Origin of the sequence: Mycolicibacterium chitae, from assembly GCF_900637205.1 — a bacterium.
GTDB classification, from domain to species: Bacteria; Actinomycetota; Actinomycetes; order Mycobacteriales; family Mycobacteriaceae; genus Mycobacterium; species Mycobacterium chitae.
In genome coordinates this window covers 3,919,053-3,943,597 of the sequence record NZ_LR134355.1, presented here as the reverse complement: position 1 = coordinate 3,943,597, position 24,545 = coordinate 3,919,053, and the positions used below count along the sequence as shown (strand labels likewise).

The window sequence follows — 24,545 nt, the reverse complement described above, 5'->3', positions numbered from 1 at the left end:
CGCGATCAGGGCAGGTGGAAGCCGCGGATACGATGCAGGCGGCCGCGGCCCAGCAGCGTGTTGGCCGCCTGCAGTCCCGACATCACCGCCGCCTCGATGCAGCCGGCGTTGAGGCCGGAATCCGTCCAGTCGCCGGCCAGGACCAGGTTGTCGTAACCACTTTCGTCGGCGCGCAGCCGGTACTTGTCCGAGCCGGGCACCGACTGCACATACCGGTCGGACGGATCGATGTTGACGCTGACGTGCTGGGTGTCCAGCGCCGCGGATCCGCGGCTGTCGCCGTTGCCGCACAACAGCTCCCAGGCGAACCCGCGCTCGGTGACCGCCCCGGGCAGATACAGCCCGACGTGGCGATCGAGGTGGTCGGCCGCGGTGGCGCTCACCCGCTGCCGGCACCGCCGCAGGTAGTCCGCCGGTGCCGACTCGACCGGCCACGGCGCGTCCAGGACACCGCAGAAGTAGGCGACCGCGCGGGGCCGGTCCTCGGCGGGCCAGGCCTCGGCCCACAGGGTCTGCGGCATCGACGCCCAGGTGTCGAACGGTGCGACGTAGCCGCTGGTGGTGACTCCCGGCCGGCCCCAACCCAATTGGTCCTCGCTGGACCGCAGCCACAGCTGGAAGGACTGGGTGGCCACGGTGCGCACCCGCCGGGTCATGTCCCGCCACTCGGGGCGGTCGGCGATCAACTCGCCGCAGATCAACTCCACCATGCCCAGCGAGGCGGCCAGCACCACCCGGTCGAAGTCGGTGCCGCGCCGCAACACCCGGGTCTCGACGTCGCGGCGGTCGTCGCCGAAATGACATTCGAGTCCGGCCAGGTCGCCGCGCGGCCGCAGCTGGTCGGCCAGCGGTGCGGCGGGAAACACCGGCAGCCCGCCGACGCGGATCAGGGGTTCGTAGCGGTCGTGCCCCGGTGCCAGGTGCACCTGGCGTCCCATGGTGATCGTCTCGATCGCCTGGCGGCGCGCGTCGAGGTGCAGGCCGTCGACGCGATGGAAGAACTCGAAGCGCACGCCGCGCCGGCGCAGCACCTGATACAGCGGCGCGATCACCACATCGCCCATGCCGGCGGTCATCTTCCAGAAGAAGGCGCCCTTGTACTGGAACAGTGCGATCCCGGTGAGCAGCACGCCCAGCCCGGCCGCGAAAGTCGGTCGGGCACAATCACCATCGGCGTAACCGAAGACCATGTCGTAGAGGCCGCGGATCAGCGCGAAGTCCAGCACGTCCGGGTGCGCGCCGTGCCGCAGCAGCCAGTCGCCGTACTCCTCGTCGTTGATCGCGCGAAAACCCTGCGGGTCGGTGACCAGGTTGTCGACGATCACCCCGCGCGCCGTGGCGGTCAGCACCGACAGCAGCAGCCAGAACCGGCGGTGTTCGGGGCGGTGCTCGTAATCCAGGGGGTCGCGCACCCCGTCGAGCGGCGCGTCGAACAGGCGGCGCCCCGCCGGCGGGTCCGATCCGGCATCGGCCAGCACGGCCAACGCCGTCAGCGCGCCGCGGCGCAACTGGTCCAGTGCTCGCAGCGGGAATGCCGTGCGCGCCGGGGCGGGGGCCTCGGCGGCCAGCGAGTCGGCGAAGTCGAGGATCAGCCCGAGGGTGCGCCGGGCGAGGTCGGTCGCGGTGACCTCGCGCCCGTCGGCGTCCGGCTCGCCGGGCAGTTCGTCGTTGCGGCTGAACTTGCCGGGCCACACCGACCACTGACCCGCCCACCGATCGGCCATCCCGAGCTCGTCGGCGGGGACCAACGCCTGATCCCAGGTGCGTACGGGCGCGTCGGGATCGGTGCTGGCCCGGTCCAATTCGGCGTAGCACTCGCGCAGCAGCGCGAAGGCGTTCTCGTAGGAGCCCAGCCAGATGTGCAGCCCGTGTTCCTCGATGCGGCCGTGGGCGCCCCGGCTCGACGCGGCCTTGCCGCCGAGGCGCCACCCGCGCTGATAGACCGTGATGGATTCGAACCGGTCCCGCCAGCCCGGTTCGCTCAGCCGCCACGCCGCGGACAGCCCGGCCATGCCGCCGCCCAGGATGGCCACCTTGTCCCGGCCGCGCATCACCCGACCAGCGAGCGCAGCCGCGCCAGGTCGGGCCAGTCCTGACCGGCCGGAAAACGATCCAGCACCGCGAGCAGTTCGGCGCGGTGGGGCTCGCCGCCCCACCTGAACGCGTCTGCCGCGGCGCGCAATTCGAACACCAACGCCCCCTGCCGGCGGGCCAGCTCGAGCGCGGCGCGCAGGTCGGCCTCGACGGCGTCGGCGCAGTCGTGGGTCTGGGCGCGGATGCGCAGCAACTCCGCGTCGTAGATGTGCCAGTCGGTCTCCTGGGCCATCTGCAGCGCCAGGTCGACGCGGTCCCGAGCCTCCTCCTTGCGGCCGGCCGCGAGCAGGGTCTGGGCCAGGGCCGCGTCGTACCAACACAGGAACGAGATGAGCTCGGCCGCGCGCCACGCCTCGACGACGACGGTCAGGTTCTGGATGTGCTCCTCGAGCGCGGCCGGATCCCTGGCCCCGCCGGCGACCGGACTGCGGGAGGAGGTGTTGGCGCCGGCGCTCGCCGCGATCATCACCCACTCGTCGAACCCGGCCTGTTGGCCGATGGCCGCCACGTCACCGAGAAGCTGTGCGGCCCGGTCGGTCTGGCCGGCCTCGGTGCGGATCAGCGATTCGATGGTGTGTCCGTAGCACAGGGTGAACGGGCCGTGCGGGAACGGCAGCGTCTGGCAGCGCCGCTCCATCTTGGTGAAGGACTCCTCGGCGCCGGCCAGGTCGCCCTGGATGAAGCGGGTGAATCCGACGAAGGTGTACATCCCGGCGACCGGGTCGTTGGGGGCGAACCAGGCCCCCTCGATCTCGGCGGAGTCCAGGCTCTCCACCGCCAGCGCCGCGGCCTCCAGAATGGCTCTCGCGGAATCGAACTCGCCCCGGAACACGGCCAGCGAGCCGAATACCGCGTCGGTGGCGGCGCGGTACCAGTCGGGCATGTCGGCCAACCGCAGCCGCAGCGCCTCCACCAGCTGGGTGGCGCGGCGCAGGTCGCCGCGGGTCGCGTAGTAGCTCCACAGGCCGCTGAAGGTGGCGTAGAGGGCCAGGCCGGGCTCGTCGCTGATCAGCTGCAGGCAACGCTCGAACTCGGCGGCGGCCTCCGCGCTCGCGTGCCCGGTGGCCGTCGAGGACAGAAAGCCGCGCTCGAGCCGGATGTCGACCTCGTGCAGGTCGCGGGCGTGACTGGCGGGCAGCCGCTCGACGTTCTCCAACGCGCGGGCAAGGTGGTTCTGGGATTCGATCAACGCCCCGCGCTGCCGGGCGTTGATGGACGCCTTCTGATACGCGGACGCGGCCTCGTCGAACCGCTGCGCCTTCTCGTAGTGGTGGGCCACCTGCGGCCACTCCGGCGTCCCGTCGGCGGCGCCGGCCACCAGGGCGTCGGCGATCCGGATGTGCAGCCGGCGTTGCACACTCGGGGGCGAGAGTTCGGCGGCGACCTCGCGCAGCAGTTCGTGGTGGAATCGCCACCGGTTCTTGCCGACCGCCTGCAGCACCCGGCCCCGGGTCAGCTCGTCGAAGATGGCGTCGACCTCGCCGCGGTCCAGGTCGACCACCGAGCGGATCAGTCCCCGGTCGATGAGCCCGCCGGTCAGCGCTGCGGCCTCGACGACGACGCGGGCCTTGGTGCTCGACCGCACCCGGGCGATGAGTGCGTCGTAGAGGGTGTCGGGCACCTGGGTCGAGGAACCCGCGTCGGTGGTTGCTCCCGGACCTTGGCGACCACCTCCTCGATGTAGAGGGGGATGCCGTCGCAGCGCTGCCGTACCTTCTTGCGGGCCCGGTTGTCCAGCTGCGGATGCAACGCCCGGATCAGCTGATCGGCCTCGTCGTCGTCGAGTGGCCGCAGCGCCAGGACGTCCGGGTCGCCGGCCAGCGTCGGGAGTTCGCGGTCGGTGATCAGCACCAACGCGTGCGGGTGCGGGTCGCGCGCAGCAGCGCCTCGAGGACCTCGACGGTGTCCTCGTCGTACCAGTGCAGATCCTCGAACAGGATCACCCCCGGGCCGGGGCCCACGCACGCCAGCAGGTAGTCGCGGACGGCCTCGGCGATCTGCTGGTAGAGCCGCGTGGCGTTCGCCGTCGCCAACCGGTAGCCGCTCTCGGGGGTCAGCCCCAGCACCGGGGCCAGCAGCGGCACCACCCGGTTGGTGTCCAGCCCAACGGAATTGAGTTCGGTCGTCAGTTTCTGCAGGGTCGTGGCCGCGTCCGAGTTGCGTTTGATGCCGCACCGACGTTCCAGCAGGCGGCGCACCGGCCGCAGCCCGACGTGGGTGTGGAACGGCGAACCGAACAACCGCAGCACCGGCGCCTTATCCCGCTGGGCCAGTTCGACCACCGACTCGACCAGCCGGGACTTACCGATGCCGCCCTCGCCGCACACCGCGAGGCCGGCGGGGCCCAGTTCGCCGGCGCCGGCGCCCGCCCAGGCATCGCGCAACCGTGCGACTTCGGCCTCCCGGCCGATCAGCGGGCCGCGGACGCCGGCCGACGTGTCGCGCTCGCCGATCACCCGGAAGTGGGCGACCGGTTCGTCGACGCCCTTGACCAGCGCGGCGGGGCGCTCCTCGAGTTCGTAGTCGTCGCGTACCAGGTGTTCGATGGCCGCGGACACCGCGACCGCGTCCGGGTCGGCCAGGCTGCACATCCGGGCGGCCAGGTTGGCGCCCAACCCGTAGACGTCGTCCTGGGCGATGTCGAGGTAGACCAGGCCGCGGTGCACGCCGACCCGCACCGCGATGTCGAAACCGAAACGGCGGCGCACCTTCTCGCTGAGCTGGACGACCTCCCGGGTGATGTCCAGCCCGGCCTGCACGGCGCGGCGCGCGTCGTCCTCGTGGGCGGTGGGATGGCCGAACACCGCCAGCAACCCGTCGCCCTTGGTGGAGCCGACGTGGCCCTCGTAGCGGTCGACGATCCGCAGGACCTGATCGCGGTAGTGTCCGACGACCGTGCGATAGACCTCCGGCTCGATCCGGGTCGACAGCGCGGTGGAGTCGACCAGGTCGGCGAAAAGAATTGTCAGACGCCGGATCTCGCCGCCGTCGGCGGGGGAGTCCAGCAGCCCCTCGGCGTCGGAGTTGCTGCGGTCGACGGCCAGCACCTGCCCGGCCAGGGCGTCGGCGGTGGCGCGGTCGCCCCGGTTGATCGCCGTGACCGCGCGGTCGAGCAACTCTTCGATGCTGGGCTGATCGGTCAAGCGCTGCTCACAACCCAACGGTGACGGGCAGGGGATCGAGGGCGGCCGGGATCCCGTCGGCTCTGGTGAACCGCACCGTTCCGGTGTAATTGGCGCCGATCCGGCATTCGTCTCTCAGGTAGACCCGGAAGTGGTCGGCGTTGGCGTCGAGCACCGCCGGCCGGAACTCGATCAGCGCGCTGTCGACGGTGTCGTCGCCGCGGCCCACCCGTCGGAATCCGACGGCATCGAGGCGGCGCGGGAACTTCGCCGGTTCGACGAACACCTTCTCCGAGGGCCACGGCTTGCCCGGTCCGAGACCGCCGAACCACGGCCCGGCGCCGGCGGTCTGCAGGTACCCCGCCACGGTGCGGATCTGCAGGTCGATCAGGTCGTGGATGGTGCGGATCCAGCCATCGAGACCCCACTTGCCGGCCTTGTCGTCCGCGGCGGCGTTGGCGATGATGATCCGCAACTGCTCCTGCAGCGCCCGCGCGGCGGCCTCCTGTTCCCGCAGGACCGGGTTGCCCGACGACGGTGCCGCCGGGGTTTCGGCGGGCGGCGTCGGGTAGCGCGGTTGGGTGACCGTCTCGAGGTACTCGAGCGGTTTGGTCAGCAACTGCTCGGTGACGCCCTGGTAGTGCTTGGTGACGTCGGCGAGGCGCAGCGTGCCGGCCGACCAGCGCCCCGCCAGGTTGAAGTAGCTGGTGCCGATGTTGGCGACGGCGTCGGTCCACAGCTTCACGGCGGTGGTGACCGCGTGGTCGGCCGGCCGCGGCGTCCCGTCCGCCGCGAACCCGGCGGCGGCCGGGTTGGGTGCGGGTTCGGCCGGCACCGGCACGCCGGTGTCGTAGTGGTCGAACTCCTTGCATTCGTTGGACGGGTGCTGGGCCGCGCCGATCAGGAAGTCGCCCGAGGCCGTGCCGTAGCCGGCAATACACACCAGTCGGGCCTGGGTATACGGCGAGACGCCGGTGATGTGCACGACCTTGCGGGTCCGCACGGCCACACCGTCTTTCGCTGCGCTGTTGGTGTCGTTGTGGGCCCACATGTTGATGTAGCCGCGGTCGACGGTCACCCGGCCGTCGCCGCCCCGGCCCGGGCACGGGTCATCCAGGTCGTAATCGAGTCGCGCCCAAGGGATCTTCTCGTCTTGGCCACTGACCGACAGGTGGTACTTCAGCGCGGTGCACAGGTGCAGATTGTTCGAGACGCTGCAGAATCCGACCTTCTCGAGCACGCGCCGCCAGCCGTCGGGGCGCTCGGGTTTGGCAATCGGGTCCATGCTGCAGAAGAAATGCTGGTAGTTGTGGTGCCAGTTGAAGGGGTTGACGACCTTTTTCAGCTTGTCCAGCGACACCGCGCCGGTGGTGCATTCGGTGTCGACCACCACGGCCTCGGTGCCGCAGACGTCGATCACCGAGGCGTGGCACACCGGGATGTCGAGGATGTCGGGGTCCAGGTGCAACGCGTCGACGGTGTGTCTGCGGAAACTGTAGAACTGGTCGCGGTGCGCCATCCGCAGCGGCAACTCGGTCAGGAAGGTCTGCACGGCGCCGCCGGGCTCCTGGCAGGTGGCGCTGAAGGTTTGCCGGCGCTCCTGATAATCCCGTCTGTCGCCGGCATTGTTCGGGGCCGGTCCCAGCAGCGCCAGCGCACGGGCGACGTAGTCCTCGAAGGGCGGTTCCTCCGGTGGTTTCCCGCGCGATTCGGGATCCTTCGGGTCCGCCGGGCGAACGGTGTCCTGATGCACCCGGCACAGCGCCGTCGTCGCATAGAGCAGCCGCGACTTCTCCGCGGCGCTCAGCGGGTCATCCTCATCGGTGGTCGTCTCCAATTCGGCGATGGCGTGGGCGAAGTTCGGTTCCAGTCGCGGATTCTGCGGAAAGAACAAGGTTTCGAGTTCGCGATACCAACCCGTATTCGCCGATGCGCCGGGAAGAAACTCGTCGACGATACTTGGGACGATGGAATCGGAGGCATGAGTCACCGCGGCATCCAACGCCCCGTACACCTCGAGTAGCGAACGCAACGCAGCCATTGCCCCCTCCTTGGCCCGTATGCGCAGTTAGCATACCGTCACGCGGGCCCCGATTCGGGTGGGTTTCGGGGTGGGATCACCGGTGGGGATTGCGAAGGAGTCAGGCCCATGGAGCGTGGGAATGGGGCCGCATCCGGCGGCGAGCTGCCGTGGGCCGCGGTATTCGATCCGGCAGCAAATATGCGGGCGCTGACGGGTATTCAGGCCGAGGGATTACGTGCGGCCAGCGGGTTGGTCGACCGTTTTATCCGAATTGCCGCGACCGGGTTGAACGGAATTGAGGGCGGCGCCGAAACTTCCACGGGAGATTCGCGCGGGAATGGTCGGCAGGACCGGCGCGCGGACCTGTTCGGCGCCACCGATATCGAACCCCTGCTGCGGTCGTGGCTGGCGATGATGGAGCAAATGCTGCCCGGGGCGGCGCCCCCGGAGCACGACGGTGCCGAGGGCGCGGCGCTGGATTTCAGCCGTTCGGTGGCCTCCGGCCGTATCGAATTGACAGCACATCCACAGGAAACGGCGCGCGCGGAGGTCTGGCTGCGCAATCCGGGTAGGGCCGATCTCGGTCCGGTGCGGCTGCGGTGCGGTGATTTGCTGGCGGCGGACGGCGGCACAGTGCCGGCGACGACCGTGCGTATCGATCCGGCCGCGGTGCCGATGCCGGCGCGGTCGAGCCGCGGGATCGAACTCTCGGTGCACGTGGACGCGGGCGTGGCGCCGGGGTGGTACCGGGGCATGCTGTTGGCGCAGGGTTACCCGGAGTTGTGGTTGCCGGTCGGCCTGCGGGTCTGCGAGCCCGACGCGTGACCAGCGTCGCCGACGACCCGGATCTGGTGGTCGCGGTCGAGGACCGGCTGCGCGACGTGGGGCGCCAGGTCCGGCGGGCGATGCTGGACGCCATGCCCGACGGCGAGCCGGTGCAGTGGCTGTACGGGCCGATGCGCGAGTATCCCGCGCGGCCCGGCAAGGCGTTGCGGGCCGCCCTGTGCTTGTCGTCGGGCCGCGCGTTCGGCGCCGACTCGGCGGCGCTGCTGGGCATCGCGGTGGCAATAGAGCTGCTGCACAACGCCTTCCTGGTGCACGACGACATCGCCGACGGCAGCGAGATGCGCCGCGGCCGGCCCACCCTGTCGGCCAGCCACGGGCTGGCGGCGGCGCTGAACGCCGGCGACGGCCTGGCGATCGTGGCAAGTCAGGTGCTGCGCAAGGCGACCCGGCCCCTGGACCGGGAGCTGGCCGACCGGGTGCTGGCGGAATTCGACACCATGGCCCTGCGGACCCTGGAGGGCCAGGCCACCGAGATCGGCTGGCAGTCCGACCATGTCGAGGATCTGGTGCCCGCGGACTACCTCGAGCTGATCATGCACAAGACGTGCTGGTACACCACCATCTACCCGCTGCGGGTCGGCGCATTGATCGGGTCGGCCGGCACCGCCGACCTGGCCCCGCTGATCCGGTTCGGCTTCCACTTCGGCGCGGCGTTCCAGATCCGCGACGACCTGCTGAACCTCATCGGTGACGAACGGACCTACGGCAAGGAGATCCTCGGCGACCTCTACGAGGGCAAGCGGACCCTGACGCTGGTCCACCTGCTCGACGTCGCGCGCGGATCCGACCGGGCGGTGCTGCGCGACTATCTGCGGCGCAGCCGGGCCGAACGCTCCCCGGAACTGGTGCGCACCGTCCGCACCATGATGGACGACTACGGCAGCATCGACTTCACCCGCGAATACGCCGAGGGGATCCTGCTGGTCGCCGAGGACTACTTCGAGGAGGCCTTCGCCGACGCGCGCCCGGGTCCGGATCTGGACTTCCTGCGTTCGTTGGTGCCGTACGTGTGGGCGCGCTGGCGCTGACTGTGGATCGGCGCGCACCCGGGGCGGCCGACTGCTCCTACGGTGGGGCGGTGATCGGAGTGCCCGAGGAGCGACAACAGGCCGGCGCCCGGCGGTATCTGGCCCGTCGCCTGGAACGGGCGTTGCTCTACGGCGATGCGCGCGGCGGTCCGGACGGTGCCCGCACGCCGGCGTTCTGGGTGTTCCTCGGCGCCGCGGTGGCCGCGCTGCTGACCGCCGGGGCCATGCTGCTGGACCTCCTGCGGCCCGCGCCGACTCTGGGCACCGCGGCCATCGTGATGGACCGCGACACCGGCGCGCTGTACGCCCGCGTCGACGACGTCCTGCACCCCGCACTCAACCTGGCCTCGGCGCGCCTGGCGACCGGCAGCGCGGAGGACCCCGACCCGGTGGGCCGCGCCGCGATCGACGCGGCCAAACGCGGTGCGCCGATCGGGATTCCAGGCGCGCCGCACCGCATCGGGGCGGCGCTGACCGAGGCCGAGTCGCGGTGGACCGTCTGCGACGGCGCCCGCACCACGATCATCGCCGGGCCGCCCCCGGCCGGCATCACGGCGCTGCCGGCGACGCAGCCGATCCTCGCCCGCGGGCCGGGCGGCAGCACGTATCTGCTCTACGACGGCCGGCGCGCGGCGCTGGACATCGAGGACTCGGCGGTGCGCCAGGCCCTGCGGCTCGACGGCACAACCCCGGCCCCGGTCTCGGCGGCCCTGCTGGGCCTGGTGCCCGAGGACCCGCCGCTGGTGGCGCCGGACATTCCCGGTCTCGGAAATCCCGGGCCGGACGCGCTGCCCGGGACCCGGATCGGCGACGTCGTGCGAATCGAGAGCACCAGCGGCCCCGAGTATTTCGTGGTGCTGGCCGGCGGCGTGCAACGGGTCGGCGCGGTGCTGGCCGACCTGATCACCTTCGCCGGCGGGCGTGCGATCACCGACCTCGCGCCGGGCGTGCTGAGCGCGGTGCCCACGGTGGGTGCGCTGACGGTGCCCCACCACCCGGACCGGCTGGAGCCGCCGCGACCGGCGCCGGCCGCGGTGTGCGCGACGTGGCTGCCCACCGGCGCGGTGCACCTCGAGGTCGCCGACGCGGTACCGACCGACGCCACGGTGCGGCTGGCGCAGGCCGACGGCGACGGGCCGGCCGTCGACGAGGTCCTGCTGCCGCCGGGGCGCGCCCTGTACGTGCGTCCCGAACGCGGCCCGCGGGTGGGAACCCTGGTGAGCGAGAACGGAGTTCGGCACGCGATCGACGACGCCGCGGCCGCCGGCCTACTGGGCCTGCCCGACTCGCCGGTGCCCGCGCCGTGGCCGGTGGTCGCCGCGCTCCCGGCCGGCCCGCCGCTGAGTCGTGCGGCGGCTTCAGTGGCCCGCGACGTCGTCGTCGCGCCCGCGACGCCCGCCCAACGCTGAGGCCGCGACCAACAGCACCGCGCACACCCCGACACCAATCAGGGCGGCGTTGCGGGCACCGGTATCCGCCGCGGGTTCGGCTGCCGGGGTGAGCGGGTGACCCTGCGCGCGGGGCGACGGCGCCGCCATCACCGATTCGCTGCCGAGCGCCCGCACCGGATCGACGACCCCGTTGCCGATCGCCGGATCCCAGCCGCGTCCGCCGCGCGCGCTGGTCTCGATGCGCTGCATCACCTGCCGGGCATCGAGGTCCGGAAACCGGGACCGGACCAGGGCCGCCAGGCCCGCGACGACGGGCGCGGCATAGCTGGTGCCCGAGATCGGCCGGTCGCCCGCGGCGGCCGGCAACGCGTCGATCAGGCCGTTGCCCGCCGGGTTCAGCGACACCAGGTTCTCTCCCGGTGCCCCGACGTCGACCCACGGCCCGGGCATGGTGAACGCGGACGGCGCGCCGTCCGGGCCCACCGACCCGACGGTCAGGACGTAGTCGTCGTACCAGGCCGGGCTGACCGCCACGGTGGCCGTATCCCATTGCGTAGCAGCCCCATCGGGCTGGCTCGGACATTGCCCGGCGCCACCGATGTTGCCGGCCGCCACGACCACAACCGCGTCCTTGACGTCGACCGCGTAGGCCAGCGCGGCGCCCAGCGCGCCGTCGTCGAGCGCCCCGGCGCGGCAGGCCACCGAGGAGATGTTGATGACCGTGGCGCCCCGGTCGGCGGCGGTCCGCACGGCCCTGGCCATGGTTTCGACGTCGCCGAACCCGACCGCCCCCGGGTCGTGGGCGGGCCCGAACTTAGTGCTCGACTGGCGGATACTGAGCACCGTCGCCGCCGGCGCGAGGCCGGAGAACCCGTCGGGGCCGGGCGCGGCGGCGATGATCCCGGCGACGACGGTGCCGTGGCCGTCACAGTCCTCGGTGCCGTCGCCGGCGGCGACGTAGTCCCCGGCGCCCTCGAGGCGGGCCAGGCGGTGATGGCGCGCGACGCCGGTGTCGATGACGGCCACCCGCTGACCCTGCCCGCGGGTCAGCTGCCACGCGGCCTCCAGACCGAGCGCGGCCACGGGATGCTCGGGGGCGCCGTCGGTGGGCAATTGCCGTGGCACCGCGCAGATCTCGCGCTGGGCGGTGGCGACCGGGGGAGTCGGTGCGGCGGGTCCGGGCAGCCGGTGGCTGTCGATGACCGGCGGTGTCAGCGCCTGCGCGGGTGGCGCCGGCCCCGCGGCCGCGACGAACAGCGCCGCCGCGAGGATCCGAAACGTGCGCATCAGCGCAGGTCCAACGCCCACCACGCGGCCGGCAGCACCGCGACCAACGCGATCTGTTCGGCCGCGGCCAGGACGCGCAGCAGCCCGGCGGTCGGGCCGGCCACGGCCCACCGGATCGCGAACACCGCGGCCGCCACGCCGACCGCGGCCGGCCACGTCGCCCCGGCCGGGGCCTGGGTCACGAGAGCAGCGCAGGCGCTCAGGGTGCCCGAGGTCAGCAGCACGGCGCGGGCGGTCGGCGGCAGCGGATGGCCCGCCCGCAACAACAGCACCACGGCCGCCACCGCGCTGAACACCACATCGTCGGCCAGCACCGCGCCGATCCCGGCCGCGGCCGCCGCCCCCGCCACCACGCGGGCGTGCAGGCCCGCCCACCGAGCGGGTTCGGATCCGCCCCGCGTCAGGACCGCCCGTCCCGCCGTCGCGAGCACCACCAGCGCGACGGCGGCCAAGGCCAGACCGGTCAGCGCGATCCCGGCGTCAAAGATCATGGCCGGCAACGCCGCTGCGATCACCAGCCCCGCGGCCATCGCGACCGGGGCGAACACGTCGGTCACCCCGGGTGCCCGCCGCGCGGCCGGGACCGCGACCGTCGCGACCGCGGCCGCGGCCAACAACAACCGGGGGACCGGCGCCTCGGGAATCGCGGTGGCCCCGACGGCCGCGGCCGCGCACGCCGCCGCGGCCAGCGCCGCGATCCGGGACCGCCGCGGGGTCCAGCGGCCCCGGTCGCGGGTGTGGCGCGCCAGCGCCCGCGCCGGGTCGACATCGAGGACCTCGGTGGGCACTGCCGATTCGGTGGTCAGCACCAGCAACTCACCGTCGGTCACCCCGGCCTCGGTCAGCGTCGCCGACGGGTCCACCGGGCCCACGCCCGGAGCGTAGAGATGCCGGGACAGCGCCGCGGTGCCCTCGTCGGCGCCGTGGGCGATACCGATGTCCCAGAGCGCCGGCAGCAGTTCGGCGGCCGGGACATCGTCGGGCACGGTGACGTCAAAGCCGATGTCGTTGAGACGGATCGAGACTCGCATGCCGCGACGCTAGGCCGATCCGTACCCGGTGCGTGCGCGACGATCCACAGGTGAATTGCCGGGTGCGGCGACGCTGCATACGGTCCGTTCCGTGGTCGAGATCACCGTGTCGGAGCCGCCCGCGCTGCCGCGGGACACCCGCGGCTGGGCCCGGAACCGCTGGCTGCCGGTCCTGGGACTGGTCGCCGGGGCGGGCGTCATGGTGGCGCTCGGCGTCGGTGGGGCGCCGCTGCCGCAGCACAACCCGGCGATGCTGGCGTTCCCGGTGATCATGATCGTCTCGACGCTGACCTCGCTGGCCTACGGTGTCGGCGCGGGCGGCAACGCCAAGCTCGACCGCGACCGGGACGACTACCTGGACTATCTGGACCGCACCGGTGCCGATTTGGCCGAAGCCGCTGCGCGGCAACAAGTTCGGTCCGCACAACGCCATCCTGACCCCGATGCGCTGTGGGCCGCGGTGGGGACCCCGGCGATGTGGCGGTGCCGGCCCGGCGACGCCGACTTCGGCCGTCTCCGCATCGGCCGCGGCGACGTCACCCCCGACACCCGCCCGGTGCGGGCACCCCGCCCCGACGACGCGCAGGGCCCGCAGACCCCCGACCCCGTCACCGAGTCGGCCCTGCGGGAATTCCTCGCCGCCTATGCGACCGTGCCGGGGCTGCCGGTCACCATCGACCTGCCGGCCGCGGGGGTGGTCGCGGTGCGCGGCGCCTCGGCCGACGCGGCCGCCCTGGCGCGGTCGATGATCTGCCAACTGGCGGTCTCGCACGGGCCCGGTGAGGTCGCGATCGCCGTGGTGGCCGGCCCCTCGGCGCGCCGGCGGTGGGACTGGATCAAATGGTTACCGCACAACCGGCACCCCGCACCGATGTTCTGCCGGGACCTCGCCGAGGCCGGGCAACTGGGCACCGATCGTCGGCTGCTGGTGGTTCTCGACGCGGCCGGGGTGCCCGCGGCCACCCCGCCGATGTGCGTGCTGGTAATGGGCGGCTCCGACGCGGCGGATCTGGAGTTGACGGTGACCCCGCAGCAGGTCGCCGCCTGCCGCGCCGACGGCGCGGTGCTGGCCACGGCCACCCCGGACCTGATGGGCGAGGCGCAGGCGCTGACCTGTGCCCGCCGGCTGACCCGGCACCGCGACGACGCCGGGCGGCGGCCCGACGACTTCTGGTCGCAGCTGATGAACCGCGCACACCGGCCCCTGCGCATCCCGATCGGGACCACCCCGGGCGGCGAGGCCGTCGACCTCGACATCCGGGAATCCGCGGCCGGCGGTATCGGTCCGCACGGGCTGTGCATCGGCGCCACCGGCTCCGGCAAGTCCGAACTGCTGCGCACCGTGGCGCTGGGCATGATCGCGGGGCATTCCTCCGAGGAACTCAACCTGATCCTGGTGGACTTCAAGGGCGGGGCGACGTTTCTGGGACTGGAACGCGCACAACACGTCTCGGCCGTGATCACCAACTTGGCCGACGAGGCCTACCTGGTCGAGCGCATGCAGGAGGCCCTCACCGGTGAGCTGCAGCGGCGGCAGCGGGTGCTGCGCGAAGCCGGCAACCTCGGGGGCGTCGACGCCTACCGGCGCGCCCGCGCCGACGACCGGTCCCTGCCGCCGCTGCCCACGCTGCTGGTCATCGTCGACGAGTTCGCCGAACTGCTCAGCCAACACCCCGAATTCGTCGACGTGTTCGTGGCCATCGGCCGGCTCGGCCGGTCCCTGGGTGTGCATCTGCTGCTGGCCAGTCAGCGCCTCGAGGAGGGCCGGCTGCGCGGACTGGAATCGCACCTGTCCTATCGGATCTGCCTGAAGACGTTGTCGGCCGGAGAGTCTCGGGCGGTGCTCGGTGTCGCGGACGCCTACGAGTTGCCCGCCGCACCCGGCAGCGCCTACCTGAAGGCCGGCGCCGGCGAGCCGCTGCGCTTCCGCGCCGTCACGGTGTCGGGTCCCGCACCTGCGCCCGCCCCGGGCCCCGAACCCGTCCGCACCGTCACCGAGTTCACCGCCGAAGCGCGGCGTCCCGAACCCGTCGCGCCCCCGCCGGCGGGCACGCTGCTGGACGCGGTGCTCGACGCCGTCGAGGGGCGGGGGCCGGCCGCCCACCGGGTGTGGCTGCCGCCGCTGCCGCACTCGCCGAGCCTGGACGCGCTGCTGTCCGACGTCGCGGCCGCGGACCTGCGGGTGCCGATCGGGCAGGTCGACCGCGTCTTCGACCAGCGCCGCGAACCGCTGATGGTGGACCTGTCCGGCGCGGCGGGCCACGTGGCGGTCGTCGGAGCGCCGCAATCGGGCAAGAGCGCGGCGCTGCGCACCCTCGCGCTGGCACTGGCCGCCACGCACACCCCGCGGCGAATCCAGCTGTACGGCCTCGACTTCGGCGGCGGCGCCCTCGGTCCGCTGCGCGGGCTGCCGCACGTCGGCGCGGTCGCGGCCCGCCGCGACGTCGAACTGGCCCGGCGCATCGTCACCGATCTGACCGCGCTGCTGCGCCGCCGGGAGATCCTGTTCGCCCGGCACGGCCTCGATTCGATCGCGGAGTATCGGCGCCGCCGCGCCGACGGCACCCTGGGTGCGGAGGACCCGTTCGGCGACGTGTTCCTGATCGTCGACGGCTGGGCGGCGTTGCGCCAGGAGCGCGACGACCTGGAACTGGCCATCACCAACCTTGCCGCGGAGGGCCTTTCGCTGGGTGTGCACGTCGTCCTGGCCGCATCGCGCTGGGCCGACCTGCGCCCCGCGCTGCGCGATCAGATCGGCACCCGGATCGAACTGCGGCTGGCCGACCCCATCGACTCCGAGGTCGACCGCCGCGCCGCACGCAGCGTGCCCGCGCAGCGGCCGGGCCGAGGACTGGCCCCGGACGGGTCCGCGTTGACCCTGGCGCTGCCGCGCCTCGACGGGGCCGCCACCGCCGCCGGTCTGGCCGAAGCCACCGCGGCGGCGGGCGCCGCGCTGACCGCCCGCCATCCCGGCCACCGGGCACCGGCGACCAAGGTGTTGCCGCACCTCGTCGACCGCGCAACCCTCCCGCACGACACCGGACCCGGCCGCCGCGTCACGCTCGGACTCGACGAGGCTGAACTGCGCGCCGTGGTACTGGATTTCGATGTGCAGCCGCACCTGCTGATCCTCGGCGACCGGGGCTGCGGCAAGACCGCGACGCTGCGCGGCATCGCCCAGCAGCTCGGCGGGCCGGACCGGCTGATCGTGGTGGACCCGCGCCGGACCTTGACCGCACCCGCGGGGGCGACCCACGTCGTCGGCGAGGCCGCCCTCACCGCGCTGGTCGCCGAGGCGGTGCCGCGGCTGCGTCACGGCGCGGCCGGGCACGTGTTCATCCTGATCGACGACGCCGACCTGACCTCCGCGGGCGCGCTCGCGCCACTCGTCGAGTTCCTCCCGGCGTCCCGGGACATCGGCCTGCACCTGGTGATCGCGCGCCCGGCCGCCGGCGCCGCGCGTGCGCTCTACGAGCCGTTCCTCGCCGCGGTGCGGCACAGCGACGCGATGGGACTGCAGATGAGCGCCGCCGCCGATGAGGGACCGCTGCTCGGCTCGACGCGTCCCGCGGCGCTGCCCCCGGGGCGCGGGGTGCTGAGCACCCGCGCCGGCGGCGAGCAGCTGGTCCAGGTCGCCTGGAGCGCACCGTGACCCGGGTCGCGGTCTGCGAGCTGGGGCCGGTCACGATCCGCCGCCTGGACGGGGTGCCGAGGACCGCCGACCCGGACCTGGCCGACGCGGCGCTGCAGGCGGGCGATGACCCGATGACCGTGGTGGGGGAGCGCGCGGTGCGCACCGCGGCGGTGTGGCGCCGGGTCCTCACGCCGTTGCTCGACGGCGCATCCGAGGCGCACCTGATCCACCCCAGCTGGTGGCCCGCGACGCGACCGGCCATGGTCGCCGCGGCGGCCGCCGGCCTGGCGGACCGGGTGCTGACCCGGCCGCGGTCGGCCTCGGCCGCCGCCGACGCCGTAGTCGAGATCGGGCCGGATCAGCTGCTGGTGGCCCGCGCCGGCGGTCACGTCGTCGAAACACGCTCGGGGACAACCGAAGCGCTGGCAGCACGGGTCGCGGAGCTGGTCGACGGCGCCGGATCGGTGGCCCTCGACGCACCCGCCGACGTGCCCGGCGCCACGGTGCTGGGCGGGTTGATCACCGCGCGCCTGCGCACCGGCGTGACCCCCGTGGATCCCCGGCAATGGGCCATCGAACCTGCGGCGCCCGATCTCCCGACACCGGCGCGGGCCGGGAACCGTTGGCGTTGGGTGGCGGGCGTCGGCCTCGGCGGCGCGCTGGCCGGGGCGGCCTGGCTCGCCGCACCCGAGGCCGCGGTCGATGCGCCGCCGACGGTGGCTCTCGTGGAGGGCCGGATCAGCACCGCCGTCCCGGACGGCTGGGCGGTGCGCCGCGTCACCGACGGACCCGGATCGGCGCGGCTGGAGGTGGCCGCCCCCGGCGAACCCGCCGCGGTCCTGCACCTCACCCAGGCGGCCGTGCCCGGCGGCGATCTGCCGGCCGTGGCCGCCACCCTGCACGCCGCGCTGCGCGAGCAACCACCCGGGGTGTTCGTCGACTTCAACCCCACCGACCGGCGCGCGCAGCGCCCGGCGATCACCTACCGGGAGATCCGCCCCGGCGCCGAGATCCGCTGGACGGTCCTCGTCGACGACGGAATCCGGATCGGCATCGGCTGTGTGGGCCCGCCCGAACTTTCCGCCGTGTGCGACGCGGCGATCGGCTCGGCACATCGAATCCGGTGAAAAGGGAACCGAATTCGTCCCGGCACCGTCCAACCAACAAGGAAGATCCGACACCAGGGGAGCAGATGACCACACCACACGACACACCACAGGACGGCCTAGCCACCGACTTCGCACTGATGGCGAAGGTGGCGGCCCTGACCGATGCCCGCAGCGCCGAGGTGCGCGGGCTGTTGCACGCCTTCGTCGGCCGGTTGACCGCGGTGCCGCCGTCGGTCTGGAGCGGCACGGCGGCCACGGTGTTCCGCGACGTGATGCAACGCTGGAACGCCGAATCGGTGCGGCTGTGCACCGCGCTGGACGCCATCGCCGAAACCATCCGGACCAACGAGCGAGCCCTGCGCGCGGCCACCGAACGGCACGCCCAGCAGGTCAGCGCCAGCGCGGCCGAGCTCTGAGGGCCGCCGCCATGGATCCCATGCTGTCCTATCAGTTCGGCGAGATCGAGACCCTGGTGCGCCAGGAGATCCAGACCACCTCGGCCCGGTTGAACACCCTGCTCGACGATCTGCGGGCGCAGATCGCGCCGCTGCAGGAACTCTGGACGCGCGAGGCCGCGACCGCCTACCGCGGCGAGCAGTTGCGGTGGCAGCAGTCCGCGCTCGCGCTCAACGACATGCTGGTGCGGCTCGGTCAGGCCGTCGGTGCGGGCGCGGACGACCTCGCCGAGACCGACCGGCACGCGGCCAACACCTGGTTCCGGTAGCGCCGCCACGATCCGCTGCGCGGCCCCGTCGGGAGGAGAGCCCGGCGGGGCCCCGCGGCCACAAACCTGAACACAGTGCCGCGGCACCACCGCTGAACTGCGCAAACAAGCCGCAAGAACGCGAGTTGTCAGCCGCGGTCCGTGGGCCCACGATCGAGGTATGGACATCGACCAGTACGCCGCGTTCCTGCCCGCCGCCCGTCACCACGCCACGGTGCCGCCCGAGTCGACGTGGTTGCCGTGGCGAGGCCGCCGGGTCCACATCGCCCGCGCGCTCGACCCGACGGCCCCGATCCGGATGATCGTGGTGCACGGCGGCGGCGGGTATTCCGGCGCGCTGTGGCCGCTGGCTCGGTTGGTCGCCGAGCAGGGCGTCGAGGTGCTCTCGCCGGACATGCCGCTCTACGGGTACACCGAGGAACCCAACCCGGGGGCGGTGCGCTACGGCGACTGGGTCGACCTGCTCTGCGACATCGTGACCGAGGAGCATCGCCGCGACGACCGGCCACTGGTGTTGTTCGGCGCGAGCATGGGCGGGATGCTGGCCTACGAGGCCGCGGCCCGCACCGGCGACGTCGCGGCGGTGCTGGCGACATGCCTGCTCGACATGTCCGACCCGGCCGCGCTGTCGGCGGCCTCGCGCTGGAAGGTCAGCGGTCGCCTGAGCGCCGCGGCGCTGCGAATCGCCGGGGCCGCACTGGGTTCCGTGCGTGTCCCGATCCGCTGGATCGCCGATATGTCCGCGATGAGCAACAACCCCGCGCTGGCGAAGCTGTGCGCCGACGACCGACGCGGCGGGGGCGCCAAGGTGCCGCTGGGGTTCCTGTCGAGCTGGGTGAACTACCCGCACACGGCTCCCGAGCAGTACCGCGGGGCGCCGGTCACGCTGGTGCATCCGGCCGCGGACGCCTGGACCCCACCGCAGCGCAGTATCGCCTTCCTGCAACGGATCTCGGCGCCCACCCGCACGGTCCTGCTGGACAACTGCGGGCACTACCCGATCGAGGAACCCGGACTGACCCAACTCGAACAGACCGTCCGCGACACCCTCACGGCGGTGGCGGAGCAAGCCGATCGAAGATGAGCCGCAGCTGCGCGGTGGCATCCGGGCCGTAGCCGTGCCGGGGCAGCACCCGGTGCACCTGCGCGTCGACGGCGTGCACGATGGTCCGCGCGGTCAACTCGGGATCCCCGCCGCCGCGGTCGCACCGCTCGAGGTGGAAGGCCACCTCGGCGACGATCCGGTCCTCGAAGCCCACCAGTTCGTCGACGTCCCCGGCGGCGGTCGCGACCCGATGCAGCAGCGCGTGCAACCGCGGCCGGTCGCTGTGCAACTGCACCACCAACTCCAGCACCTCGGTCATGGCGTCGTCGAACGGCGGTTCCTCGCGGCGCAGTCGGTCGAAGACCTCCGTCAGCCGCTGCTCGGCGGTGTGCAGATGCCGGCCGGCCACTGCGCGTAGCAGCGCGTGCTTGTCGGGAAAGTACTGATACAGCGTGCCCACCGAGACCCCGGCGCGCTCGGCGATGCGGTTGGTGGTGGCCGCGATGCCCTCCCGCGAGAACACCTGGGCCGCCGCCTCGATCAGTAGGTCGAGGGTTTCCCGGGAGCGCTCCTGGCGGGGTTTTCGGCGTGACGTAACGATGACGCCATTGTCGCCCAGGCCGCGGTGTTGACCAAGTGCGTTGCGGGCGGCCAAGAGTTCCGACAGGCTGGACTCAACCGTCACGACCCGTGCCGAACTCGCCGACCAGGAGGTTGACCATGACCGTGTACGCACACCCGGGCGCCGAGGGCGCGGTGATGTCGTTCGAGGCCCGCTACGACAACTACATCGGCGGCCAGTGGGTGGCGCCGACGGCGGGACGGTACTTCGAGAATCCCACCCCGGTCACCGGCGCGGTGTTCTGCGAGGTGGCCCGCTCGGATGAGGCCGACATCGACAAGGCCCTCGACGCCGCCCACGCCGCGGCCCCGGCCTGGGGCAAGACCTCACCGGCCGAGCGCGCCCTGATCCTCAACAAGATCGCCGATCGCATCGAGGAGAACCTCGATTCCATCGCCGTCGCCGAGTCCTGGGACAACGGCAAGCCGGTCCGGGAGACGCTGAACGCCGACATCCCGCTGGCGGTCGACCACTTCCGGTACTTCGCCGGCGCGATCCGGGCGCAGGAGGGGGCGCTGTCGCAGATCGACGACGACACCGTCGCCTACCACTTCCACGAGCCGCTCGGGGTGGTCGGGCAGATCATCCCGTGGAACTTCCCGATCCTGATGGCCGTGTGGAAGCTGGCCCCGGCGCTGGCCGCGGGCAACGCGATCGTGCTCAAGCCCGCCGAGCAGACCCCGGCCTCGATCCTGTACCTGATGTCGCTGATCGGTGACCTGCTGCCCGCCGGTGTCGTCAACGTCGTCAACGGATTCGGGGTGGAGGCCGGCAAACCGCTGGCGTCGAGCCCGCGGAGCGCCAAGATCGCGTTCACCGGCGAGACCACCACCGGCCGGCTGATCATGCAGTACGCCAGCCAGAACCTGATCCCGGTGACGCTGGAACTGGGCGGCAAGAGCCCCAACATCTTCTTCAACGACGTGCTGGCTGCCAACGACGACTACCAGGACAAGGCGCTCGAGGGCTTCACCATGTTCGCCCTCAACCAGGGCGAGGTGTGCACCTGCCCGTCGCGCTCGCTGATCCAGTCCGACATCTACGACGACTTCCTGGCCTTGGCCGCCGTGCGCACCAAGGCCGTGCGCCAGGGCGACCCGCTGGACACCGAGACGATGATCGGGGCGCAGGCCTCCAACGATCAGCTGGAGAAGATCCTGTCGTACATCGAGATCGGCAAGAGCGAGGGTGCGACGGTGCTCACCGGCGGCGAACGCGCCGAACTCGGCGGCAAGCTCAACGGCGGCTACTACGTGGCGCCGACGATCTTCACCGGCAACAACAAGATGCGGATCTTCCAGGAGGAGATCTTCGGTCCCGTCGTCGCGGTGACGTCGTTCTCCGATTACGACGAGGCCATCAACATCGCCAACGACACCCTCTACGGCCTGGGTGCCGGGGTGTGGAGCCGCAACGGCAACACCGCCTACCGCGCCGGCCGTGACATCAAGGCCGGCCGGGTGTGGACCAACTGCTACCACCAGTACCCCGCGCACGCGGCGTTCGGCGGGTACAAGCAGTCCGGCATCGGCCGGGAGAACCACGCGATGATGCTCGACCACTACCAGCAGACCAAGAACCTGCTGGTCAGCTACAGCGAAAAGGCCCAGGGCTTCTTCTGACCGGCCCGTGACGCAACGCGACAAGGAGAACGTCACGTGAGGTTCCACCAACAGGTCGCGGGGGTCAACTACACGTTCGACGGCCTGGTCGAGGTGCTGGCCAAGGCCACTCCGCTGCGCTCCGGCGATCAGCTCGCCGGGTGCGCGGCCGAACACGACGCCGAGCGGGCGGCCGCCGCCTGGGTGCTGGCCGATCTGCCGCTGGACACCTTTCTCAACGACGTCGTGGTGCCCTACGAGACCGACGAGGTCACCCGGCTCATCATCGACGGCCACGACCGGGAGGCGTTCTCGGCGATCTCGCACCTGACCGTCGGCGGATTCCGGGATTGGTTGCTGGAGAACATCTCCGGGGACGACGGCGCGCAGCGGATCGCGGCGGTGGTGCCCGGGCTGACCCCGGAGATGGTGGCGGCGACCTCGAAGCTGATGCGCAATCAGGACCTGATCGCGGTGTCGGCGGGGTTGCAGGTGTCCGCGGCGTTCCGCAGCACCATCGGCGTCCCCGGGACCATGGCGACCCGCCTGCAGCCCAACCATCCGACCGACGACCCGCGGGGCATCGCCGCGGCGGTACTCGACGGTCTGCTGCTGGGCTGCGGCGACGCCGTCATCGGGATCAACCCGGCCACCGACTCCCCGCACGCCACCCGCGATCTGCTGCACGTGCTCGACACCATCCGGGAGCGCTACGACATCCCGGTGCAGTCCTGCGTGCTGTCGCACATCACGACGACCATCGGCCTGATCGAAGAGGGCGCACCCGTCGACCTGGTGTTCCAGTCCATCGCGGGCACCGAGGGGGCCAACAAGGCCTTCGGGGTGGATCTGGCGCTGCTGCGCGAGGGCAACGCGGCGGCGCGGTCGCTGCGGCGCGGGACCGTCGGCGACAACGTGATGTACCTGGAGACCGGGCAGGGTTCGGCGCTGAGTTCCGGTGCGCACCTGGGGGTGGGCGGCAAGCCGGTGGATCAGCAGACCCTGGAGGCCCGCGCGTACGCGGTGGCCCGCGACCTGGAACCGCTGCTGATCAACACGGTGGTCGGCTTCATCGGCCCGGAGTACCTCTACGACGGCAAGCAGATCATCCGCGCGGGACTCGAGGATCATTTCTGCGGCAAGCTGCTGGGCCTGCCGATGGGGGTGGACGTCTGCTACACCAACCATGCCGAGGCCGACCAGAACGACATGGACACGCTGCTGACGCTGCTCGCCGCGGCGGGGGTGGCGTTCGTGATCACGGTGCCCGGCGCCGACGACGTGATGCTGGGCTATCAGAGCCTGTCGTTCCACGACGCGCTGACGACGCGGCGCACCCTGGGCCTGCGGCCGGCACCGGAGTTCGAGGCGTGGCTGCAGACCGTGGGCATGATCGACGACGCGGGTCGCCTGACCCCGTTTGACACGCGCCGCTCGCCGCTGCGCGCGCTGGCCGCCCCCGGAGCGGAGCCGGCATGAGCACCGAAGACGTTGCCGTCCAGGAGTTCTGGGACGAACTGCGCAAGACCACCCGGGCGCGGATCGGCCTGGGCCGGGCGGGCACCGCGTTGTCCACCCACGCGGTGCTGGAGCTGTCCACCGCGCATGCCGCGGCCCGCGACGCGGTCCACGAGCCGCTGGACGTCGAGCGCCTGATCGCCGATGTGCGCGGCTGCGGTCTGGGCGAGCCCACGGTGGTGGCCAGCCAGGCCGCCTCGCGCGCGGAGTACCTGCGCCGGCCCGACCTGGGCCGGCTGCCCGCGGAGTCGACGTCGGTGTCGACCGGCGATCACGACATCGGCGTGGTGCTCGCCGACGGGTTGTCGCCGCTGGCGCTGGCCCGGCACGGCGCGCCGCTGCTGAGCGCCCTGACCGACCAGCTGGGGTCGCGGTACACGCTGGCGCCGCCGGTGATCGCCACCCAGGCGCGGGTCGCGCTCGGCGACCACATCGGCGAGCGCGCCGGGTTCCGGACCGTGCTCGTCATCATCGGCGAACGCCCCGGCCTGAGCTTCGCCGACAGCCTGGGCATCTACCTGACCCATCGGCCGCGGCCCGGCCGCACCGACGCCGACCGCAACTGCGTCTCCAACATCCACCCGCCGGACGGGCTGGGATACGCCGACGCCGCCCGGATCACCGCAGGCCTGCTGACCGGCGTGCTGGCGCTGGGCCGCTCCGGGGTCGACGTCAAGGACACCTCGCGGATGGCGCTGGACCCTGGCGCGGCGGGCCCGGAACTGCTCGGGTGAGCTCGGCGCGCCCGGCGCCGAGACCATCGTCACGGCTGTGCTCGGGCCCGCCCCGCAGCCCGCAGGGCATTTTCGACGGAGGCGACCCGGTCGGGGGCATTTTGACCTGCACGGACGTCGGCCGGTAAGCTCCTCCGTTGGTGTGCAACCGCCCCGGTGGGGCGCAGAACCCGGGTCAATGTCGGTCGCCGGAATTCATGAGTTTGCACATTGACCGGCACCCGGTCCATTCCGGGATCCATTCTCCGGGCTCCCCGCCCGGATAACCGAGAGGTAAGCGCTGTGCCTACGTACACGCCCAAGGCGGGTGACACCACGCGTCAGTGGTACGTCATCGACGCCACGGATGTGGTGCTCGGCCGCCTTGCCGTTGCAGCAGCCACCCTGTTGCGCGGCAAGCACAAGCCGACGTTCACCCCCAATGTCGACGGCGGTGACTTCGTCATCGTCATCAACGCCGACAAGGTCGCCATCAGCGGCGACAAGCTGCAGAAGAAGTTCGCTTACCGGCACTCGGGTTATCCCGGCGGCCTGCGCAAGCGCAGCATCGGCGAGCTGATGGACAAGCACCCGACCCGCGTGGTCGAGAACGCCATCCTCGGCATGCTGCCCCACACCAAGCTGGGTCGCCAGATCCAGAAGAAGCTGAAGGTCTACGCGGGCCCGGATCATCCGCACGCCGCGCAGCAGCCGATCGCATACGAGATCAAGCAGGTGAGCCAGTGAGCGAGACCGA

Annotated in this window: 20 protein-coding genes; 12 read left to right on the top strand and 8 right to left on the bottom strand. The window is 72.2% G+C overall.

The window, feature by feature from the left end:
* Positions 1–5: 5 nt before the first annotated feature.
* Genes EL338_RS18800 through EL338_RS18790 form a run of 5 tightly spaced genes read right to left on the bottom strand, consistent with a single transcriptional unit; the run spans position 6 to position 7,257 of the window.
* Positions 6–2,051: an FAD-dependent oxidoreductase gene (locus EL338_RS18800; RefSeq protein ID WP_126335136.1), complete on the bottom strand. Its 2,046-nt coding sequence runs from the start codon at positions 2,049–2,051 to the stop codon at positions 6–8.
* On the bottom strand, positions 2,051–3,715 hold the full coding sequence (locus tag EL338_RS26620; protein WP_235666208.1) for an ATP-binding protein: 1,665 nt from the start codon (positions 3,713–3,715) through the stop codon (positions 2,051–2,053). The genes EL338_RS18800 and EL338_RS26620 overlap by 1 nt, the downstream gene beginning before the upstream one ends.
* Positions 3,631–3,945, bottom strand: a complete 315-nt coding sequence (locus EL338_RS26615; protein ID WP_235666207.1) for a hypothetical protein — start codon at positions 3,943–3,945, stop codon at positions 3,631–3,633. Before EL338_RS26615 ends, EL338_RS26620 begins: the two co-directional genes overlap by 85 nt.
* Positions 3,939–5,237 (bottom strand): adenylate/guanylate cyclase domain-containing protein, encoded by a 1,299-nt coding sequence (locus EL338_RS26610; protein ID WP_235666206.1) that lies wholly within the window; start codon positions 5,235–5,237, stop codon positions 3,939–3,941. The genes EL338_RS26615 and EL338_RS26610 overlap by 7 nt, the downstream gene beginning before the upstream one ends.
* A 7-nt stretch (positions 5,238–5,244) precedes the next feature.
* Positions 5,245–7,257 (bottom strand): hypothetical protein, encoded by a 2,013-nt coding sequence (locus EL338_RS18790; protein ID WP_126335135.1) that lies wholly within the window; start codon positions 7,255–7,257, stop codon positions 5,245–5,247.
* Positions 7,258–7,365: 108 nt separating this feature from the next.
* Between EL338_RS18790 and EL338_RS18785 the strand changes: the two genes are divergently transcribed.
* The 3 genes from EL338_RS18785 to eccB are packed head-to-tail and all read left to right on the top strand — an operon-like array spanning position 7,366 to position 10,522.
* Positions 7,366–8,064, top strand: coding sequence for a hypothetical protein (locus EL338_RS18785; RefSeq protein WP_126335134.1), 699 nt, complete (start codon positions 7,366–7,368; stop codon positions 8,062–8,064).
* Entirely contained in the window at positions 8,061–9,113 is a 1,053-nt protein-coding gene (locus tag EL338_RS18780; protein WP_126335133.1) for a polyprenyl synthetase family protein, read from the top strand. The genes EL338_RS18785 and EL338_RS18780 overlap by 4 nt, the downstream gene beginning before the upstream one ends.
* 50 nt (positions 9,114–9,163) lie before the next feature.
* Complete coding sequence (eccB, locus tag EL338_RS18775) at positions 9,164–10,522, top strand: type VII secretion protein EccB (RefSeq protein WP_163791840.1); 1,359 nt, start codon at positions 9,164–9,166, stop codon at positions 10,520–10,522.
* Here the strand turns inward: eccB and mycP are convergent.
* Both mycP and EL338_RS18765 read right to left on the bottom strand, forming a co-directional pair.
* Positions 10,472–11,791 carry a type VII secretion-associated serine protease mycosin gene (gene mycP / locus EL338_RS18770; RefSeq protein WP_126335131.1) on the bottom strand — a complete coding sequence of 440 codons (1,320 nt, stop codon included), beginning with the start codon at positions 11,789–11,791 and terminating at the stop codon, positions 10,472–10,474. The genes eccB and mycP overlap by 51 nt on opposite strands.
* Complete coding sequence (locus EL338_RS18765; RefSeq protein ID WP_126335130.1) at positions 11,791–12,822, bottom strand: EsaB/YukD family protein; 1,032 nt, start codon at positions 12,820–12,822, stop codon at positions 11,791–11,793. The genes mycP and EL338_RS18765 overlap by 1 nt, the downstream gene beginning before the upstream one ends.
* 91 nt (positions 12,823–12,913) lie before the next feature.
* Between EL338_RS18765 and eccCa the strand changes: the two genes are divergently transcribed.
* From eccCa to EL338_RS18740, 5 genes are all read left to right on the top strand, one after another.
* Positions 12,914–16,474 carry a type VII secretion protein EccCa gene (gene eccCa / locus EL338_RS18760; RefSeq protein ID WP_235666205.1) on the top strand — a complete coding sequence of 1,187 codons (3,561 nt, stop codon included), beginning with the start codon at positions 12,914–12,916 and terminating at the stop codon, positions 16,472–16,474.
* Entirely contained in the window at positions 16,471–17,583 is a 1,113-nt protein-coding gene (locus EL338_RS18755; protein ID WP_126335129.1) for a type VII secretion-associated protein, read from the top strand. Before eccCa ends, EL338_RS18755 begins: the two co-directional genes overlap by 4 nt.
* A gap of 65 nt (positions 17,584–17,648) precedes the next feature.
* Positions 17,649–17,981, top strand: coding sequence for a WXG100 family type VII secretion target (locus EL338_RS18750; RefSeq protein WP_126335128.1), 333 nt, complete (start codon positions 17,649–17,651; stop codon positions 17,979–17,981).
* Between the two features lie 11 nt (positions 17,982–17,992).
* Positions 17,993–18,289 (top strand): WXG100 family type VII secretion target, encoded by a 297-nt coding sequence (locus tag EL338_RS18745; RefSeq protein WP_126335127.1) that lies wholly within the window; start codon positions 17,993–17,995, stop codon positions 18,287–18,289.
* Positions 18,290–18,449: 160 nt separating this feature from the next.
* Complete coding sequence (locus tag EL338_RS18740; protein WP_126335126.1) at positions 18,450–19,373, top strand: alpha/beta hydrolase; 924 nt, start codon at positions 18,450–18,452, stop codon at positions 19,371–19,373.
* Here the strand turns inward: EL338_RS18740 and EL338_RS18735 are convergent.
* Positions 19,339–20,019 carry a TetR/AcrR family transcriptional regulator gene (locus tag EL338_RS18735; RefSeq protein ID WP_308213121.1) on the bottom strand — a complete coding sequence of 227 codons (681 nt, stop codon included), beginning with the start codon at positions 20,017–20,019 and terminating at the stop codon, positions 19,339–19,341. The two genes, EL338_RS18740 and EL338_RS18735, sit on opposite strands and share 35 nt — an antisense overlap.
* Positions 20,020–20,054: 35 nt before the next feature.
* Between EL338_RS18735 and adh the strand changes: the two genes are divergently transcribed.
* The 4 genes from adh (at position 20,055) to rplM (ending at position 24,535) form a co-directional block, all read left to right on the top strand.
* Positions 20,055–21,578 (top strand): aldehyde dehydrogenase, encoded by a 1,524-nt coding sequence (gene adh, locus EL338_RS18730; RefSeq protein WP_126335125.1) that lies wholly within the window; start codon positions 20,055–20,057, stop codon positions 21,576–21,578.
* A 36-nt stretch (positions 21,579–21,614) separates the two neighbouring features.
* Positions 21,615–23,036, top strand: coding sequence for an ethanolamine ammonia-lyase subunit EutB (locus EL338_RS18725; protein WP_126335124.1), 1,422 nt, complete (start codon positions 21,615–21,617; stop codon positions 23,034–23,036).
* Positions 23,033–23,809, top strand: a complete 777-nt coding sequence (gene eutC, locus EL338_RS18720; protein ID WP_126335123.1) for an ethanolamine ammonia-lyase subunit EutC — start codon at positions 23,033–23,035, stop codon at positions 23,807–23,809. Before EL338_RS18725 ends, eutC begins: the two co-directional genes overlap by 4 nt.
* A gap of 282 nt (positions 23,810–24,091) precedes the next feature.
* On the top strand, positions 24,092–24,535 hold the full coding sequence (rplM, locus tag EL338_RS18715) for a 50S ribosomal protein L13 (RefSeq protein WP_126335122.1): 444 nt from the start codon (positions 24,092–24,094) through the stop codon (positions 24,533–24,535).
* Positions 24,536–24,545 lie beyond the last annotated feature (10 nt).